Below are 16,657 nucleotides of genomic sequence, written 5' to 3' on the forward strand. Positions count from 1 at the left end.
CGGCCGGCGCCGGACGCGTACGGCGGGATGAACTTCCGGAGGCCGGTGTCCAACCACGGACGAAAATCGGATATAGCGCCTAATTGGGGGCGCTAACCCTCCGAAAGGATGTTGAGATAGGCGGAGAAGCCGGCGACGAGCCGGATGATTCACGGAGGCCGCACGTGACCCATGACGTCTTCAACCAGGCTCACCCGCTCACCGGGCACGACGTGTCCGCCGACGCCGCCCTGATGGACGGCGTGGAGCGCGAGGGTGCGGGGTGGGCCACCGGGGAGCTGCACCGGCTCGGCCTTCTCGCCGGTTCCGAGCAGGCCCAGGACTGGGGACGGCTGGCGAACGAGCACCCGCCCGTCCTGCGTACCCATGACAGGTACGGGCGGCGGATCGACGAGGTGGAGTTCCATCCCGCCTGGCACGAGCTGATGACCGTCGCCGTCGACAACGGCATGCACGCCACCCCGTGGGCGAGCGCCAGGCCGGGCGCCCACGTGGCCCGCGCCGCCAAGTTCTACGTCTGGAGCCAGGTGGAGGCCGGGCACGGCTGCCCGATCTCGATGACCTACGCCTCGATCGCCGCGCTGCGCCACAGCCCGGCGCTCGCCGCCGACTGGGAGCCCCTGCTCGCCTCCCGGAGCTACGACTTCGGGCTGCGCCCGCCGCTCGGCAAGCGCGGCGTGCTCGCCGGGATGGCGATGACCGAGAAGCAGGGCGGCTCCGACGTGCGCGCGGGCACCACCCGCGCCGAACCGCTGAGCGACGGGAGTTACGCCCTGACCGGGCACAAGTGGTTCAACTCCGCCCCGATGTGCGACGTGTTCCTGGTCCTCGCCCAAGCCCCCGGCGGGCTGTCGTGCTTCCTGCTCCCCCGCGTCCTTCCCGACGGCACCCGTAACGCCCTCCACCTGATGCGGCTGAAGGACAAGCTGGGCAACAGGTCCAACGCCAGCGCCGAGGTCGAGTACCACCGCGCGACGGCCTGGCTGGTGGGCGAGGAGGGCCGGGGGGTGCGGACCATCCTGGAGATGGTCAACATGACCCGGCTGGACTGCGTGATCGGCTCCGCGGCCGGCATGCGGTACGGCGTCACGCAGGCCGTCCACCACGCCCGGCACCGCGGCGCGTTCGGCAGGAAACTCGCCGACCAGCCGCTGATGCGCAACGTCCTGGCCGACCTGGCCCTGGAGTCGGAGGCCGCGACCGTCCTGATGACGCGGCTGGCCGGGGCCACCGACAGGGCCATCGCCGGTGACCGGGCCGAGGCCGCGCTGCGCCGCACCGCGCTGGCCGTGAGCAAGTACTGGGTCTGCAAGCGCGCCCCGGTCCACGCGGCGGAGGCGCTGGAGTGCCTGGGGGGCAACGGCTACGTCGAGGAGTCGCAGATGCCCAGGTTGTTCCGCGAATCTCCGCTGAACGGCATCTGGGAGGGGTCGGGGAACGTCGCGGCGCTGGACGTTCTGCGCGCCCTGGGCCGCGAGCCCGAGGCGCGGGAGGCGTTCTTCTCCGAGGTCTCGCTCGCCGCCGGAGCCGACCGGCACCTGGACGCCGCCGCCGACCGCCTGCGCAAGACCTTGGACGACACCACCGACATCGAGGTCCGCGCCCGGCGTGTCGCCGAGGACATGGCGCTGGTGCTGCAGGGCTCCCTGCTCGTGCGGCTGGCTCCCGCGGCCGTGGCCGACGCCTTCTGCGTCTCCCGCCTGGCCGGCGACGCGGGCCACGCCTTCGGCACCCTGCCCGCCGGTCTGGATCTGGACGTCCTCGTCGACCGCGTCTCCTTCTGACCTCCGGCTTCCGGCGTCAAGGGCGCGCCCGGGACACGGCCGGGTCACGGCGCCGAGTAGGGTCGGTCATGGCCAACGGTTCATGATCGAAAGGACAATCGCCATGGCGACGACACGTACCGCGACGACTCAGTGGAAGGGCGCGCTGCTCGACGGTTCGGGCAGCGTCTCCCTCGACTCCTCCGGGGTGGGCACGTTCGACGTGTCCTGGCCCTCGCGCGCCGAGCAGGCCAACGGCAAGACCTCCCCGGAGGAGCTCATCGCGGCCGCCCACTCCTCGTGCTTCTCGATGGCCCTCTCCCACGGGCTGGCCCAGGCCGGCACCCCGCCCCAGACCGTGGAGACGAAGGCCGACGTGACCTTCCAGCCGGGTGAGGGCATCACCGGGATCGTCATCTCGGTCCGCGCCCAGGTTGCCGGCCTGACCGCCGAGCAGTTCCAGGAGGCGGCCGAGACCGCCAAGGCGAACTGCCCGGTGAGCAAGGCCCTCTCAGGCACGACGATCAGCCTCAACGCCGAGCTGCTGGGCTGATCGCGGCCGTACGCGCACGATCGGGCTGACCGGGATCGCACCGCTCCGCCGGGCGCTCACGCGGGTGGGCCCCCGGAGCGGACGGTCGCCTCGAACCGGTCACCCTCGGTGGCCGGCGGCGGGCCGGTCACGACATCTTCGCGGCCACGCGTGTCCCGCCGGACACGCGTGGTCACGTGGTGCTTACAGAAACGGTAGGTACGGAAAGCACGCCAAGCCCCGGATACGAAACTCCTCAATACCACCTTAAAGTGACAGGGGCGAGAACACCCTGCACAAGGGAGCCTTACCAGAGGAGAATAGGGTTACATGCGCGCAGTCTGGCCGGGAGAGTCTTATCCGCTCGGCGCCACCTGGGATGGCGTGGGTACCAACTTCTCATTGTTCTCTGAGGTAGCGGAGCGTGTCGAACTCTGTCTTTTCGGAGATGACGGCCGCGAGGAGCGTGTCGAGCTGACCGAGGCCGACGGGTTCGTCTGGCACGGTCACCTCCCGGGAATCATGCCCGGGCAGCGGTACGGATACCGGGTCCACGGCCCCTACAACCCCTCCCAGGGGCACCGGTGCAATCCCTCCAAGCTCCTCCTCGATCCCTACGCCAAGGCCGTCGAGGGAGACGTGAAGTGGAACGAGGCGATGTTCTCGTACCAGTTCACCGATCCGGGCAACCGCAACGACGAGGACACCGCCCCCTTCATGCCGAAGAACGTGGTGATCAACCCGTTCTTCGAGTGGGGCAACGACAGGTCGCCCCGCACCCCGTACCACCAGACCGTGATCTACGAGGCGCACGTGCGCGGGCTCACGATGCGCCACCCCGCGGTGCCCGAGGAGCAGCGCGGCACCTACGCGGGGCTGGGCCACCCGGCGGTCATCGACCACCTGCTGAGCCTGGGCGTCACCGCGGTGGAGCTGATGCCGGTGCACCAGTACGTGCCCGAGCACGCGATGGTCGCCCGTGGGCTGACCAACTACTGGGGCTACAACACGATCGCCTACCTGGCCCCGCACGCCGCCTACTCCGGTTCGGGGCAGCGCGGCGAGCAGGTGCAGGAGTTCAAGGCGATGGTGCGGGCGCTGCACGAGGCGGGGATCGAGGTCATCCTCGACGTGGTCTACAACCACACCGCCGAGGGCGACCACATGGGGCCCACGCTGGGCTTCCGCGGCATCGACAACCGGGCCTACTACCGCCTGCACGACGGCGACCGGCGCTACTACCTCGACTACACCGGCTGCGGCAACTCCCTCAACGTCCGCTCGCCGCACGCCCTCCAGCTGATCATGGACTCGCTGCGCTACTGGGTGCTGGAGATGCACGTGGACGGCTTCAGGTTCGACCTGGCCTCCGCCCTCGCCCGCGAGCTGCACGACGTCGACCGGCTGAGCGCCTTCTTCGACCTGATCCAGCAGGACCCGGTGATCTCCCAGGTGAAGCTGATCGCCGAGCCGTGGGACGTGGGCCCCGGCGGCTACCAGGTCGGCAACTTCCCGCCGCTGTGGATGGAGTGGAACGGCAAGTACCGCGACAGCGTGCGCGACTTCTGGCGCGGGAGCGGGTCCGCGCTGCCCGAGTTCGCCTCCCGGCTGACCGGGTCCGCCGACCTCTACGCCATCTCGGGACGCCGCCCGGTGGCCTCCATCAACTTCGTCACCTGCCACGACGGGTTCACCCTGACCGACCTGGTCTCCTACGACCACAAGCACAACGAGGCCAACAAGGAGAACAACCGCGACGGCACCGACGACAACCGGTCGTGGAACTGCGGGGCCGAGGGCCCGGTGGAGGACCCGGAGATCGTGGGCCTGCGCCGGCGCCAGCGCCGCAACCTCCTGGTCACCCTGTTCGTCTCCCAGGGCGTGCCGATGCTGCTGGCCGGCGACGAGATCGGCCGGACCCAGCACGGCAACAACAACGCCTACTGCCAGGACAACGAGACCTCCTGGGTCGACTGGTCCCTGGTCAAGGGCGAAGGGGACCTCCTCGACTTCGTCAGGAGCCTGTCCAAGCTGCGGCGCGAGCACCCCGTGTTCCAGCGGCGCCGCTTCTTCCACGGTCACAAGGCCGAGGACGGGACCCGCGACATCGTCTGGCTCACCCCGGCCGGGGAGGAGATGTCGGCCGGCGACTGGCACACCGGCTACGCCAAGTCGCTGACCGTCTTCCTGAACGGCGAGGCCATCACCGAGCCGGGCACACGCGGCGAGCGGATCACGGACGACTCGTTCCTGCTCATGATCAACGCCCACCACGAGGACATGTCCTTCAACCTTCCCGAGGCGAGATACGGCAAGCGGTGGCAGCGCGTGCTGGACACCGCGGACGAGGGGCCGGGCGAGTCCCCGTTCCCCGAGGAGTCCTGGCCGGCCGAGGCCTCGGTGGAGGTGACCGCGCGCTCGGTGCGGATCATGCGCTGCGCGCGCCTGTAGGGCTCTTTCCCGAGCCCTCGTCCGAACGTGACCGCGGCGGTCTCCTGAGCCCCTCAGACGCCGGACGCGACCGCGGCGGTGAGCAGGACGAGCACGAACGTCGCCACGCCCACGGCGCCGTGCAGCAGGACGGCGACCATGGGAAAGCGCTGCTCGGCGCCGCGGGCGTGGCGGCCGCCGCCCAGCCAGCGGGTGAACATCGTGAAGCCCAGCAGCGCGGAGGCCGAGAGCACGCCGAACGACAGCCAGGCGAAGAGCGGGTCCAGGGTGGACACGTAGACGATCCAGCAGGCCAGGGCGGAAACCGCCAGGATCGGATGGGCGAAGATCAGCAGCGTCGGAAAGCGAGTGACCTTGGTCGCCTGCTGGCGCAGCCCTCCCCCGGAGAGCCACAGGTACAGCAGGTAGATCCCGACCATCGCGGTGATCGACCATGTCACGATCGCGACAAGCCCCACACAGCCCTCCCGTGTCTCCAGGAATGAATCATGTATCGGGAGTCGTCCGAAGTCACTACAAGCCATCACAACCGTTATCGACCACACAGAGAAGACTCACAGGTCGCCTCCGGGCGAAGACAGGACCGCCTCCAAGCGGAGACGGAACCGCCTTCACGCGGAGGCGGGACAGTCCCCGCGCGAAGACAGAACGGCCTTCACGCGAAGGCGGGGCGACCCCCGCGCGAAGGCGGAGCAGGCCCCAGGCGAGGGTGTGCCCCCACACAAAGGCGGAGCGGCCCCCGCGCGAAGGCGGGCGACCTCCATGCGAAGGTGGGGCAATGCGCCTCATCCATCCCGAGACCTCCGCCGAGGTCGACCTCGCGCGGGCCTACGCCTACCCGGCCGGCCCGTGCCTCAGGATCAACATGGTCGCCAGCGCCGACGGCGGGACCTGGCTGAAGGGATTGTCGGGCGAGCTGTCCGGCAGGGGTGACCGCCAGGTCTTCTGGGTGCTGCGCGGGCTGGCCGACGTCGTCGTGGCCGGGGCGGCGACCGTGCGGGCCGAGGGATACGGCCCGGCGAAACCCAGGCCGTCGTGGCGAGGGCTGCGCGAGGGCCGCCCCGCCACCCCGCCGGTGGCGGTGATCACCCGCGGGCTGGACCTCGACCTGTCGGGCCCGCTGTTCGCCGAGGCGGAGCCGGACGCGCGGACGATCGTCATCACCTGCGAGGCCGCGCCCAGGGAGCGCCGGGAGGAGGCCGCCAGGCACGCCGACGTGATCGTGGCCGGGGGCGAGCGGGTGGATCCGGCGCTGGCGGTGCGGGAGCTCACCGAGCGCGGCCTGGGCCGGATACTGTGCGAGGGCGGCCCGAAGATCAACGCCCAGCTGGCGGCCGCGGACCTGGTCGACGAGCTCTGCCTCACGGTGAGCCCGGTGCTGATCGGCGGGGACGCCGCCAGGGTCCTCGACGGCCCGTCCTCGCTCGCGCGCCTGCGCCTGGCCCATGTCCTGGAGGACGAGGGGTTCCTCTTCACGCGCTATGTCCGGCGGCACGAGGCCGGGCCCCCTGGCCTCGGGGCCCCTTGACGCCGGGGGTTCCAAGCTCCGCGACGGGACTCGGCGGTCCGTGAGGCCGGAACGTCATTCGTATGGACATCCCTCCCAAGAAACGATATATCTCGACCATGTCACGAGCATCCTCCTCCTCCGGTGACGACCTGCGCGCCTCGCTCGAGGCCCGCCGTCATCTCGGGCCGGAATACGAAGACTCCCTCGTCGAGGGCTTCCTGGAGAAGATGGACCAGGAGATCGACAAGCGGGTGGACGACCGGCTCTCCGCCCGCGCCGGCAGGGAGAGCCCCGCGGTCCGCCCCTCCGTGGACGCCGGGCAGCGGCTGGCACTGGCGATCGTCTCCCTCGCGTTCGGGGTGCCCGCGACGGTCGCGGTGTCCTACTCCGGCCTGAGTGACGCGCTCCTCGGGTTCGTCCTGGTGCTCATCTGGGTCGGGATCATCGGCGTGAACGTGACGTTCACCGCCGGGCGGCGCCGCCAGGGCTGACCTCCACCGCGCCCTCCCGCGCCCTCCCGCGCCGGACAGGCGTCCGCCCGGGAGGTTTCCCGGCACGGACGGGCCCCGCCCGTCCGTGCCGGGCTTTTTTGGATCTTTATCACAAAGATCGAGAGAGACTCGTTATTCGGCGCCTCGCCTGATTTACTCCTCGTTCATGGACAGGAAATCCGGAGTCGCGCCGCGGGGGCGCGGCACGCGTGACATCCAGGAGGCGGGTGCCCAGTGGTCGACGTCAACACCGAGGCCCTCAAGGCCGCGACGCAGGATTTGATCAAGACCCTCCGTCCCATCGCGGAGCAGATCGACACCCTGGCCCAAGGCACCCATCTCAACGCCCTCCAGTGGGGTGTCATCGGTGCGGTCACGGTGGCCAACAACTACACGCCGGCCCGTGAGTACCAGACCAAACAGGCCGCTGACTTCGTCAAATGCCTCGACGGCATCAACGCGGGACTGCTCAGCGTGGTGCTCCACTACCGGGAGGCCGAGCTGGCGACCGCCACTCGTGTCCAGGACGCGCAGAAGATGGCTGATCTCCCGGGCAAGATCGCGGTGGACAGGTCCGACCTCGAAAAGGCGACGCAGGGCAAGGCCCTGGGGCCCACCGACTAACAGGGAGGAGGCCCCATGGCGGGCGAAGAGGCATTCACCGGCGCCGTCGCCGAGGGCGCCGTCATCGGCGGCATGAAGCTCCTGGGCACGTACGGCCCCGCGTGGGCCGCCAGCCTGGCGAAGATCCAGCTGGCCGGGACGCTGGCGAGACCCGCGGCGGGCGCGGCGGCCGTCTGGCTGCTCGCCCAGCCGTGGGGCGACGAGGCAATCACCAAGGTCTTCAACGACTGGCGCACGATCAACATGAAGCTCTCGCACCTGCGCAACAGGGAGTGGGACAACGAGCTCAAGGCGGTCCAGGCCGCCTGGCCGGAGGGCGAGGACCGCAAGGCCTTCGACACGTTCATGGGGGTGGTCTACCAGGAGGTCCAGCAGCTGGAGACGGCCGCGCTGCAGATGGCCACCGCGGTGCAGAACGCCCAGTCGGACATCCAGAAGATCGTCAACAACGCCGGGGTGGTCGTCGACAGCCTCCTGGGCATCATCATCGCCTCGGAGATCGCCGAGCTGATCGGCAAGCAGATGGTGGCCTCGGCCGTGCCGCCGATCGCCGCGAAGGGCGCCGTGGTGGTGGCGCTGGCCCAGGCCACCCAGGCGTCGTCCGGGCTCCTGCTGATGGGCACGGCGGTCAACACGGTCGTCGGCGCGACGGCGGCCATCATCTTCAGCATGGGCAACCTGACCTCGCTGATGAGCGCGGACAACCAGTTCCCCATCCCGCAGGCCAACCTCGACAGCGACGGCACGGACGGCAAGACGGACTTCGACGACATCATGCGCAGGAGCGCGGTCAGGTCGCCGGGGGAAGGCTGGTCCTACACCTGATCGCGGACGTGGGGCGGGGGCACGCCGTGCCCCCGCCCCACGTCCGGTACGGCCGCGTCAGACCTCGTACTTGTCGCGCATCTCCCGCAGGCTCCGCAGCGCCTCGGCGACCCTGGGATCCGCGGAGACACCGGCCCCCGGGTCCAGGCTGGGCATCCTCCCCTGCAGCGCCTCGCTGAACCCCGTCATGCCGCCGAGCAGGGGCGCCAGCACCTCGTCCATCCGGGCGGCCGCCACCTTCGTGGCCTCCCCGACGGCCTCCATGATCGCCTCCCCCAGCGCCTCGGAGCCCAGCCTCATGGCCCTGGGGTTGATGTCGACGCCCAGCAGCGCCCCGCCGGGAGCGACCTCCACCTTCACCAGCCCGTCGGCCGCCTCTCCGTGGGCCCGCATCTCGGCCAGTTCCTCGCGCATCCCCTCGTACCGTGCCGAGAGCTTGTCGAACCCCTCGGCGAGCCGGTCCACCTCGGGGTTGCCCGTCCGCCCGAAGCGGCCGTCAGCCGTGGTCATCCGGATCCTCCAGGAAACGACTTAAGATCAAAAAATGCCATACGCAACTTAATACCCCATCTGGCCACAGCGCGGGCGTGTAGCCCTCACAGGGCCGAGGAAGGACGCGCGGCGACGGGCCCGAACCGGGGGCTCTCCCGGCAGGACGTCCCCGGAGCCGCCGTTCAGGCGTGCGCGGCCGGCCAGCCGATGTGGGGGGCCGCGTGGGCGAGCAGGCCCGGCAGCGCGGGATGGAGGCCGGCCGGCAGCTCGCCCTCGCCGAACCAGGTCAGGTTCCCGATGCGGTCCGGCTCCGACGGCGTGACCTCACGCGGGTCGACCAGCACCGCGAACTGTACGGACACCCAGTGCGTCAGCAGGTCCCCCGAGGTCCGTATCACGTTGGCCACGCCCACCTGGACCAGGTCCAGGGCAGTGGCGCCGAACTCCTCCTCGACCTCGCGGCGGACGCAGTCCTCGAAGTCCTCGCCGAACCCGAGCTCGCCCGCGCCGGAGTCCCACACCTCGCGGCTGTCCCTCGCCCCGGGACCGCGCAGGTGGAGGAGGACGCGGCCCCTGCCGTCGTGGCAGACGAAGCTGCAGCTGACCCCGATGTGGGAGCGGCCCGCGGGGCGGGGGTCGACGGGGGCCGGATCGTCGTGGCGGTCGCTCAAGGGAATCCGTCCTGGGCGAGAGGGCGCGGGGGCACGGGGGGCACGGGCGGGCGCCCGCCGGTCAGTCGGTCAGTGGGTCGGTCGGTCGGGAACAACCGTAGGCCAAACCGGAAGCCGGGCCACACCGGGGACGCTCACAGCCAGGGAACGTGTTCGAAAGGCCCTCAGGGAAGACGGAGGAGGCGGGTGGGTCCGCCCCGGAGCCGCCACGGCGGCGGGACCGGGCACTCAACGGGACGGACCGCACGGTCACCTGCCCTACCCACCGATGTCCAGGCGCTGGCGCGCCACCCGGACGGCGGCATTGTGGCCGACCCGCGGAGTGCGTGACGGCCGGCAGGTGATTTCACCCCTCAACGGGAAGGCGAAACACCCTCCACATACTTAAAGACGCAAAAACGGTCACCAAAGGATGCTTCGCCCATCAAGATTTTTCCGGACACATGCCGGGCACACACCGGACACCGGGCACCCATCGGAGGCACGCCACGTGTCGGACGCCGCACACCCCCGGGCACCGGGCGCACGGTCGTCCCCGGCCGAATCCCCGGCCCCGGATCCCGCGCCTCCGTCCGCCCCGGCGACCGCATAGGCTGGCGGAATGGACAAGGTGGTAAAGAGCGACGCCGAATGGCGCGTCCAGCTCTCTCCCGAGGAGTTCCGCGTGCTCCGTCAGGCGGGGACCGAGCGCCCCTTCACCGGAGAGTACGTCGACACCAAGACAGTGGGCGTCTACAGCTGCCGGGCCTGCGGCACCGAACTGTTCCGGTCCGATACCAAATTCGACAGCCATTGCGGCTGGCCGAGCTTCTACGAGCCGTCGAAGTCCGAGGCGGTGACGCTGATCGAGGACCGCTCGATGGGCATGACCCGCGTCGAGGTCAGGTGCGCCACCTGCGACTCGCACCTCGGCCACGTGTTCCACGGCGAGGGCTACGGCACTCCCACCGACGATCGTTACTGCATCAACTCCGTCTCGCTGAGACTGGAGCCCGTCGAGTAAGCTGCCCGCTCATATGTGGAGGCCCCGCCGGACCACCTCCGGCGGGGCCTCCACGTGCTCGGACAGCCACATCGCCCCGTCCGGAAGGTTAGCGAGCCACCAGAAGGGGCAAGCGAGATGACGCATAGTATTCGGAGATCTCCGTAGAGTGTTCGTCTAAGGAGCCCCCGTGCATCTCCGCCATAAATGGGAGATCATCGAGACCATCGGCCGGGTGGTCACCCAGCGCTGCTCGATCTGCGGCAAGACCAGGGTCCGGGTGGCCTCGGTGGGGCGCCGTACCGGCTATCGCGGCCTCGGATAGGTGAGGCGGCAGTCGGAGTCGTCGGGTCCCAGGACGTTGGCCAGGACCGGATTGCCGTTCTCCCCGAACTCGGCCTGGACGAAGACCACCGGGCTGGGCATGCCGAGCTCTCCGACGAGATAGTCGACGCCCGCCTCGCAGAGCTTGATCGCCTGCTTCGAGTTGTCCGCCGTCTCCGGCAGGTCCGTATATATCCGCAGATAGCCGCCGACCATGCGGATGTCCTTGACCCGCTTGGTCACCTTGCGGCTCTCGAAGTAGGCCACCGCCTTCTTGTCGGTGTGCTTGGACGGCCCCGACGCCTCGGTCTCCCTGTCCTTCTGGCGTTTCTTCTCGCCCTTGGACCGCTTCGCGGCCGCCTCCTCGCCCTTCGTGCCCTTCCCGTCCACCTCGGCGGCCACCACCGTGCCACCCGCGGGAGCCCCGGGCGGCGCCATGGCGGCCACGCCACCGGGCACCGGCGCCCTGACCGCCTCGCCCGCGGGAGCCGGCCCGCCGGAAAACCACCCGCTCACCGCGAGGGCCCCCACCGCGAACGCGGTGACGGCCACCGAGACCTCGAGAACGTGTGAGCGAGACTTCTTTCTCCGGCGCCCCCGGACACGCCGCCTGGACCGTGCCAGACCTTCGCCCCTTTGCACCCTTGGCCTCACATAGACAGGTGATTTTCCCTGAGTATGGCAAAGCCAAGTCACGGTAAAGAGACCTTCACCGGATTATTTTTCGCCGGGCCGTCACAGGAGGCACGTCCCTCACCTCGCGAAACTCACGCACCCCGCGAAGCCTTCGAAACCCTCGACGTTCGCGGGGCCCACCGTGTTCTCGGCGTTCCTCGGCGTCCCTCAGCGTCCCTCAGCGGTCCACGGTTTTCCCCGGCGTCCATCGAGGTTCCCCGGGGTTCTCCGCGTTCGCGGAGCGACGCCTCCGCCGCCGCGAGGCCGGAGCCCCGCGGCGGCGGAACGCGCGGAGGCTACGGCAGTGCCGCGATCAGCTCGCTCGCCGGCTTGCGGACCCCCGTGTAGAAGGGGATCTCCTCGCGGGTGTGCCGCCGGGCCTCGGCACCGCGCAGGACGCGCATCAGGTCGACGATGCGGTGCAGCTCGTCGGCCTCGAACGCCAGCATCCACTCGTAGTCGTTCAGCGAGAAGCACGCGACGGTGTTGGCCCGCACGTCGGGATAGTCGCGGGCCATCCTGCCGTGCTCGGCGAGCATCCGGCGACGGTCGGCGTCGTCCAGCAGGTACCACTCCAGGGAGCGCACGAACGGGTAGACGCTCACGTACGCCCGCGGCTCCTCCTCGGCCAGGAAGGCCGGGATGTGTGACTTGTTGAACTCCGCCGGGCGGTGCAGAGCCATGGCCGACCAGACCGGGTCGGTCAGCTGCCCCAGGCCGGTGCGGCGGAAGCGCGAGTACGTCTCCTGCAGGTCCTCGGCCGTCGGAGCGTGCCACCAGAACATGAAGTCGGCGTCGGCGCGGAAGCCCGCGACGTCGTACAGGCCGCGGGTGACCACGTCCTTGCGCTCCATCTGGGCCATGAGCTCATCGACCTCGGCGGCCATGCCCTCACGGTGCCCCGGGCAGCGCTCCTTCATCCTGAAGACCGACCACATCGTGTAGCGGATCACCTGGTTCAGGTCGCGCGCCTTGGGCCGCGGGTTCGCGTCCGTCATCGTCACCCCTTTGTCAACGAATCGGTGCTGTTCTGCCATTCTCCCGCCGGATCCAGGTGGTCGAGAATCCGGGCCGCCGCCGTGCGCGCGGTGGCGACGCAGGCGGGGATGCCGAGGCCGTCGTAGGCGGCACCGCACAGGGCCAGGCCCGGCTGGTCGGCGGCGGCCGCCCGGATGCGGGCCACCCGGTCGAGGTGGCCCACGTCGTACTGCGGCAGGGAGCCTCCCCAGCGGGTCACCCGCGAGTCGCGGGGCAGCCCCCGCACCCCCATGACCTCGGCCATCTCGGCCATCGCCAGCGCGACCAGCTCCGTGTCGTCGCGCTGGAGCACGGCCTCCTCGCCGATCCTGCCGATCGAGCAGCGCAGCAGGACCAGGTTGGGGTCGCTCTCCGCCAGGTGCGGCCACTTGACCGAGCTGAACGTGACGGCCTTGATCGGCCGCCCGTCGACGGCCGGGACCAGGTAGCCGCTGCCGGTCGGCGGCTTGGGGAACGCCTCGCGCGGGTAGGCGAGGGTGACGATGGCCATGCTGGCGTACTCGATCCTGGCCAGCTCCGCGGCGGCCAGGGGCACCTCCTCGGCGAGCAGACGGCTCGCCGCGGGAGCGGGAACGGCGATGATCACCGCGTCGGCCTCGACGGTCTCCGGCGCGGGGACGGGGCCGGTGACCAGCAGCCAGCCGTCCTCGGTCCGCCGCAGCCCCCTGACCGTGACGCCGGTCCTGATCTCGGCCCCCGAGGCGGCGGCGACGGCCTCGGGCAGGCTGCCCATCCCCCGGCTCAGCGTGGTGAAGACGGGCCCGGCGCCCTTGGGGGCGTCGGCGACGATCTCCCTGGCGGCGGCGAGCAGCGACCGCTCGGACCTGGCCGCGATGGCGATCCTCGGCATGGTCGCGTCGAGCGAGAGCCGCTCGACCCTGCCCGCGTAGACGCCGCCGAGCAGCGGCTCGACGAGCCGGTCGACCACCTCCTCGCCCATCCTGGCCCGGATGTACGCCGCCACCGACACGTCGGTGGTGACGCGCGTGGCCGGGAGGACGTGGTCCAGCGGCACCCGGGCGAGACCCTGGGGGCTCAGGAGGCCCGACCTGGCCAGCGCGAGGACGTCAGAGGGGACGCCCATGACGTGCCCCTCCGGCATGGGCCGCAACACGCCCCTGGTCATGATGCCCGCCCGGGTGGTGCCGGGAAGCCTCAGCTCCTCGCCCAGCCCGGCCAGCCTGGCCAGCTCCTTGCCCTCGGGTCGCCGGGCGAGCATCGCCTCGGCCCCCGCGTCCGTCGCGACGCCCGCCACCTCGGTGGCGTGGAGCTTGCCGCCGACCCGCGAGGCGCCGTCGAGAACGGTCACCCTGAGGTGCTCGCCGTGCTGTCGCAGGTGCCACGCGGCGGCCAGCCCGGCGATCCCGCCACCGACGACCACCACGTGCCTCCGCTTGCCTTCCATGACTCCCGACCGTACCGCTCCCCCCTCCCGCTCCCGCATCCCGCCTCGCGCCCCCCGGCGCCGCCGTGACCCGGCGGCGCGAAGAACGTGACGCCATCGTGACTGCCATCCGCCGAACCCCTCCGCCGCGCCCGGCGTCATGAGGTTCATGAGCAGATTCCGGTACGGCCCGCGCCTGGCGGCCCCCCTGGTGGGCCTGGCGCTGTTGGTGTCCGCGTGTGGGGGCGGCGCCGAGATGCAGAGCACTTCAGGCGGCGCGGCGCCCGCCGCCGACTCCGGCGTACGGGCGAACATGGGCGCTCCCGAATCGGCCCCGCAGGAGGCCTCGGACAGGGACGCCTCCCAGAAGACCGCCCAGGTGAAGGTGGTCCCCCAGGACCGGGCGATCATCTACACGGCGGAGATGACGGTCAGGGCCAAGGACGTCACCGCCGCGGCCGACAAGGCCCGGCAGATCGTCACCACCGCGGGCGGCTACCTGGCCATGGAGAGGTCGGACGCCCGCTCCGGCGGCGAGGGTTCCGCGACGCTGGTCTTCAAGATCCCGCCGGGGAACTATCCCGGCACGCTCGACCGCCTGGGCAAGGACCTGGGCAAGCGCGAGTCTCTGCAGCAGAACACCGAGGACGTCACCGAGCAGGTGGCCGACGTGGAGAGCCGGCTGAAGTCGGCCAAGGCCGCGCTCGACTCGCTGCGCACGCTGCTGAAGCGGGCCAACACCATCGGCGAGGTGCTCGAGGTGGAGCGGGAGGTCTCCAACCGCGAGAGCGAGCTGGAGTCACTGCAGGCCAGGCAGAAGACCCTCGCCTCGCAGACGAGCGTGGCGACGCTGACGCTGAACCTGGTCGGCCCCGCGACGGTGGTCCAGGAGGAGGAGGACGAGCCGGCCGGCTTCTTCGGCGGCCTTCGGACGGGGTGGGGGGCCTTCGTCGCCGCCGTCAAGATCGGCCTGACGCTCCTGGGCGTGCTGCTCCCCTGGCTGGTCCTGATCGGCCTGGTCTGGTTCGCGGTGGCCTTCCTGCTCCGCCTGCGCCGCGGGGGACAGGGGGACAGGCCGCTCGCGCCCGCCGACCCCGACCTCGATCCCGAAGAGGACGACGACGAGGACGAGGACGACGGGCCCGTTCCCATGAGCTCGGGAAGGAGCGGCGCCCCCGGGTGACCGCCCCGTGAACGCCCCGCCCCCGGGTGACCATCCCGGGGCGCGGGACGGTCGGCGAGGCGGTCAGCGGGCCGAGGCCTCGTGGACGAAGTCGGTGAGGCGGGCCAGCTGGTCGGGGTCGGTGCCGGGCAGCACCCCGTGACCCAGGTTGAACACGTGGCCCTCGATCTTGGCGGCGCGGGCGAGGATCTCGCCCGCGCGGCGCTCGACGACCTCCCACGGGGCGAGCAGGATCGCCGGGTCCAGGTTGCCCTGCAGCGCCTTGCCGGGACCGACCCGCAGGGCGGCCTCGTCGAGCGGGACCCGCCAGTCGACGCCCACGACGTCGGCCCCCGCCTCGCCGAGCAGGCCGAGCAGCTCGCCGGTGCCGACCCCGAAGTGGACGCGCGGGACCTCCAGATCGGCCAGGCCCGCGAAGATCCGGCTGGTGTAGGGGAGGACGAACTCGCGGTAGTCGTCGGGGGACACCGCGCCGACCCAGGAGTCGAAGAGCTGGACGGCGGAGGCCCCTGCGGCGAGCTGCACGCGCAGGAAGCCCAGGGTGATCTCGGTCAGCCGCTCCATGAGGGCGTGCCACAGCGCGGGCTCGCCGTACATCATGGCCTTGGTGTGGTCGTGGTTCTTGGAGGGGCCGCCCTCGATGAGGTAGGAGGCCAGCGTGAACGGCGCCCCCGCGAAACCGATGAGGGGGGTCGCGCCCAGCTCCTTCGTCAGCGCCCGGACGGCCTCGGTGACGTAGGAGACGTCGTCCGGCTCGATCGGGCGCAGCGCCCTGGCCGCCTCGGCGTCCCTGATCGGCGTGGCCACCACCGGGCCGACGCCGGGCTTGATGTCGAGGTCGACGCCGATCGCCTTGAGCGGGACGACGATGTCGCTGAAGAGGATGGCCGCGTCCACGCCGTAACGGCGGACCGGCTGCATCGTGATCTCCACGACCAGCTCGGGGGTGGCACAGGCCGTGAGCATCGCCACCCCCTCGCGAAGCGCCCGGTATTCGGGCAGCGAGCGACCGGCCTGGCGCATGAACCACACCGGCGTGTGGGAGACGGGCAGGCGGCGACAGGCGCGCAGGAAAGCGGAGTCGGCGAGCTGGGAAGTCACCCCACCAGGGTGCCATGTCAGGGGACCGGTCGGCTCACCAAGGCCACCGGCCGGTGAGATCGATACGAAATCACCGGCTATTCAATGAGATCACACCTCGCACCACCCGGACACTTTCAAGTGATGACAATGATCGTGTCTTACCGGTTTTGAGAGCTTCGTCCACTGAAATCCGATGTTGGTACGCGGCAGGTGACATCGCGCGGAGCGAAGCGATCATGTTTCCGGGTACAGTTCCTCCCATCGGCGATCCTGGCCCGGCCCCCGGCTGGTCCAAATGTTCGCCAAGTCACCGCGCGGCATCGATTCCCGTACCACTTTGGGGACACGCCGAGCACGCTGCGCGGAAATGTCGGCGCGACGTGCCAACGTCGGACCACGACCCGACGAAAGGCCCGTGCGATGTCCACCATGTGGAGTTCACCCGAACGTCGCGGTGAGCGCCGTGCCTCCTGCGCCCGCGGGCGGGTTCCCGAACAACGACCCCGCCCCGGCGGTCACGGCCGGGGTGGAGGTCCACAGCGGGCCGGTGCCGTACGGGTCCGCGCCGGGCGCGATCACGCGCCCTTCCTGGGAGTTCCCATCGGCGGGGTCAGCCCCGCCCTCCACAG

At 70.6% G+C, this 16,657-nt stretch carries 17 protein-coding genes and 1 pseudogene; 10 read left to right on the top strand and 8 right to left on the bottom strand.

The genetic code is table 11. The features are described 5' to 3' along the window. Positions 1–164 precede the first annotated feature (164 nt). The 3 genes from ACSDR0_RS14175 to glgX all read left to right on the top strand — a co-directional run bounded on the left by ACSDR0_RS14175 (position 165) and on the right by glgX (position 4,746). Positions 165–1,784, top strand: a complete 1,620-nt coding sequence (locus ACSDR0_RS14175) for an isovaleryl-CoA dehydrogenase (protein ID WP_435289243.1) — start codon at positions 165–167, stop codon at positions 1,782–1,784. A gap of 103 nt (positions 1,785–1,887) precedes the next feature. After that, positions 1,888–2,316: an OsmC family protein gene (locus ACSDR0_RS14180; protein ID WP_435289244.1), complete on the top strand. Its 429-nt coding sequence runs from the start codon at positions 1,888–1,890 to the stop codon at positions 2,314–2,316. A 309-nt stretch (positions 2,317–2,625) separates the two neighbouring features. Next, positions 2,626–4,746, top strand: a complete 2,121-nt coding sequence (gene glgX, locus ACSDR0_RS14185; protein ID WP_435289245.1) for a glycogen debranching protein GlgX — start codon at positions 2,626–2,628, stop codon at positions 4,744–4,746. A 53-nt stretch (positions 4,747–4,799) separates the two neighbouring features. Here glgX and ACSDR0_RS14190 read toward each other — a convergent pair whose 3' ends face one another. Beyond that, complete coding sequence (locus ACSDR0_RS14190) at positions 4,800–5,204, bottom strand: hypothetical protein (protein ID WP_435289246.1); 405 nt, start codon at positions 5,202–5,204, stop codon at positions 4,800–4,802. Between the two features lie 320 nt (positions 5,205–5,524). Here ACSDR0_RS14190 and ACSDR0_RS14195 point away from each other — a divergent pair, with 320 nt between their 5' ends. From ACSDR0_RS14195 to ACSDR0_RS14210, 4 genes are all read left to right on the top strand, one after another. Beyond that, the gene (locus ACSDR0_RS14195) at positions 5,525–6,274 is read left to right on the top strand and encodes a pyrimidine reductase family protein (RefSeq protein ID WP_435289247.1); all 750 of its coding nucleotides are present in this window, start codon (positions 5,525–5,527) and stop codon (positions 6,272–6,274) included. A gap of 98 nt (positions 6,275–6,372) precedes the next feature. Then, positions 6,373–6,747, top strand: coding sequence for a hypothetical protein (locus ACSDR0_RS14200; RefSeq protein WP_435289248.1), 375 nt, complete (start codon positions 6,373–6,375; stop codon positions 6,745–6,747). Between the two features lie 234 nt (positions 6,748–6,981). Next, complete coding sequence (locus tag ACSDR0_RS14205; RefSeq protein ID WP_435289249.1) at positions 6,982–7,371, top strand: hypothetical protein; 390 nt, start codon at positions 6,982–6,984, stop codon at positions 7,369–7,371. Between the two features lie 15 nt (positions 7,372–7,386). Further along, a complete protein-coding gene (locus tag ACSDR0_RS14210) occupies positions 7,387–8,196 on the top strand; it encodes a hypothetical protein (RefSeq protein WP_435289250.1) in 810 nt (269 codons plus the stop codon). Between the two features lie 57 nt (positions 8,197–8,253). Here the strand turns inward: ACSDR0_RS14210 and ACSDR0_RS14215 are convergent, their stop codons facing one another. Beyond that, positions 8,254–8,706 (bottom strand): YbaB/EbfC family nucleoid-associated protein, encoded by a 453-nt coding sequence (locus ACSDR0_RS14215; RefSeq protein WP_435289251.1) that lies wholly within the window; start codon positions 8,704–8,706, stop codon positions 8,254–8,256. Between the two features lie 164 nt (positions 8,707–8,870). Then, positions 8,871–9,359 carry an NUDIX domain-containing protein gene (locus tag ACSDR0_RS14220; RefSeq protein WP_435289252.1) on the bottom strand — a complete coding sequence of 163 codons (489 nt, stop codon included), beginning with the start codon at positions 9,357–9,359 and terminating at the stop codon, positions 8,871–8,873. A gap of 601 nt (positions 9,360–9,960) precedes the next feature. Between ACSDR0_RS14220 and msrB the strand changes: the two genes are divergently transcribed. Beyond that, a complete protein-coding gene (gene msrB, locus ACSDR0_RS14225) occupies positions 9,961–10,362 on the top strand; it encodes a peptide-methionine (R)-S-oxide reductase MsrB (RefSeq protein WP_344746678.1) in 402 nt (133 codons plus the stop codon). Positions 10,363–10,531: 169 nt separating this feature from the next. Continuing rightward, positions 10,532–10,666, top strand: coding sequence for a hypothetical protein (locus tag ACSDR0_RS14230; RefSeq protein ID WP_435289253.1), 135 nt, complete (start codon positions 10,532–10,534; stop codon positions 10,664–10,666). Here ACSDR0_RS14230 and ACSDR0_RS14235 read toward each other — a convergent pair. The 3 genes and pseudogenes from ACSDR0_RS14235 to hemG form a co-directional block, all read right to left on the bottom strand. Then, positions 10,648–11,217 carry a hypothetical protein gene (locus ACSDR0_RS14235; protein ID WP_435289254.1) on the bottom strand — a complete coding sequence of 190 codons (570 nt, stop codon included), beginning with the start codon at positions 11,215–11,217 and terminating at the stop codon, positions 10,648–10,650. The genes ACSDR0_RS14230 and ACSDR0_RS14235 overlap by 19 nt on opposite strands. Positions 11,218–11,636: 419 nt before the next feature. Then, the gene (gene hemQ / locus ACSDR0_RS14240; protein WP_435289255.1) at positions 11,637–12,338 is read right to left on the bottom strand and encodes a hydrogen peroxide-dependent heme synthase; all 702 of its coding nucleotides are present in this window, start codon (positions 12,336–12,338) and stop codon (positions 11,637–11,639) included. Beyond that, positions 12,232–13,783, bottom strand: a pseudogene (hemG, locus tag ACSDR0_RS14245) (protoporphyrinogen oxidase). Before hemG ends, hemQ begins: the two are co-directional and overlap by 107 nt. A 148-nt stretch (positions 13,784–13,931) precedes the next feature. Here hemG and ACSDR0_RS14250 point away from each other — a divergent pair. Continuing rightward, positions 13,932–14,945 (top strand): DUF4349 domain-containing protein, encoded by a 1,014-nt coding sequence (locus tag ACSDR0_RS14250; protein WP_435289256.1) that lies wholly within the window; start codon positions 13,932–13,934, stop codon positions 14,943–14,945. A 63-nt stretch (positions 14,946–15,008) separates the two neighbouring features. On the opposite strand, the gene hemE is transcribed toward ACSDR0_RS14250, so the two are convergent. Next, positions 15,009–16,046 (bottom strand): uroporphyrinogen decarboxylase, encoded by a 1,038-nt coding sequence (gene hemE, locus ACSDR0_RS14255; protein ID WP_435289257.1) that lies wholly within the window; start codon positions 16,044–16,046, stop codon positions 15,009–15,011. 420 nt (positions 16,047–16,466) lie between these two features. After that, positions 16,467–16,607 (bottom strand): hypothetical protein, encoded by a 141-nt coding sequence (locus ACSDR0_RS14260; protein ID WP_435289258.1) that lies wholly within the window; start codon positions 16,605–16,607, stop codon positions 16,467–16,469. Positions 16,608–16,657 lie beyond the last annotated feature (50 nt).

It is taken from the genome of Streptosporangium sp. G11 (assembly GCF_051192615.1).
Classification (GTDB): domain Bacteria; phylum Actinomycetota; class Actinomycetes; order Streptosporangiales; family Streptosporangiaceae; genus Streptosporangium.

Coding starts and splice junctions, on each gene's coding strand:
- msrB (WP_344746678.1), top strand. CDS start 9,961: ATGGACAAGGTGGTAAAGAGCGACGCCGAATGGCGCGTCCAGCTCTCT.
- ACSDR0_RS14215 (WP_435289251.1), bottom strand. CDS start 8,706: ATGACCACGGCTGACGGCCGCTTCGGGCGGACGGGCAACCCCGAGGTG.
- ACSDR0_RS14200 (WP_435289248.1), top strand. CDS start 6,373: ATGTCACGAGCATCCTCCTCCTCCGGTGACGACCTGCGCGCCTCGCTC.
- ACSDR0_RS14210 (WP_435289250.1), top strand. CDS start 7,387: ATGGCGGGCGAAGAGGCATTCACCGGCGCCGTCGCCGAGGGCGCCGTC.
- ACSDR0_RS14180 (WP_435289244.1), top strand. CDS start 1,888: ATGGCGACGACACGTACCGCGACGACTCAGTGGAAGGGCGCGCTGCTC.
- ACSDR0_RS14250 (WP_435289256.1), top strand. CDS start 13,932: ATGAGCAGATTCCGGTACGGCCCGCGCCTGGCGGCCCCCCTGGTGGGC.
- hemQ (WP_435289255.1), bottom strand. CDS start 12,338: ATGACGGACGCGAACCCGCGGCCCAAGGCGCGCGACCTGAACCAGGTG.
- glgX (WP_435289245.1), top strand. CDS start 2,626: ATGCGCGCAGTCTGGCCGGGAGAGTCTTATCCGCTCGGCGCCACCTGG.
- ACSDR0_RS14195 (WP_435289247.1), top strand. CDS start 5,525: ATGCGCCTCATCCATCCCGAGACCTCCGCCGAGGTCGACCTCGCGCGG.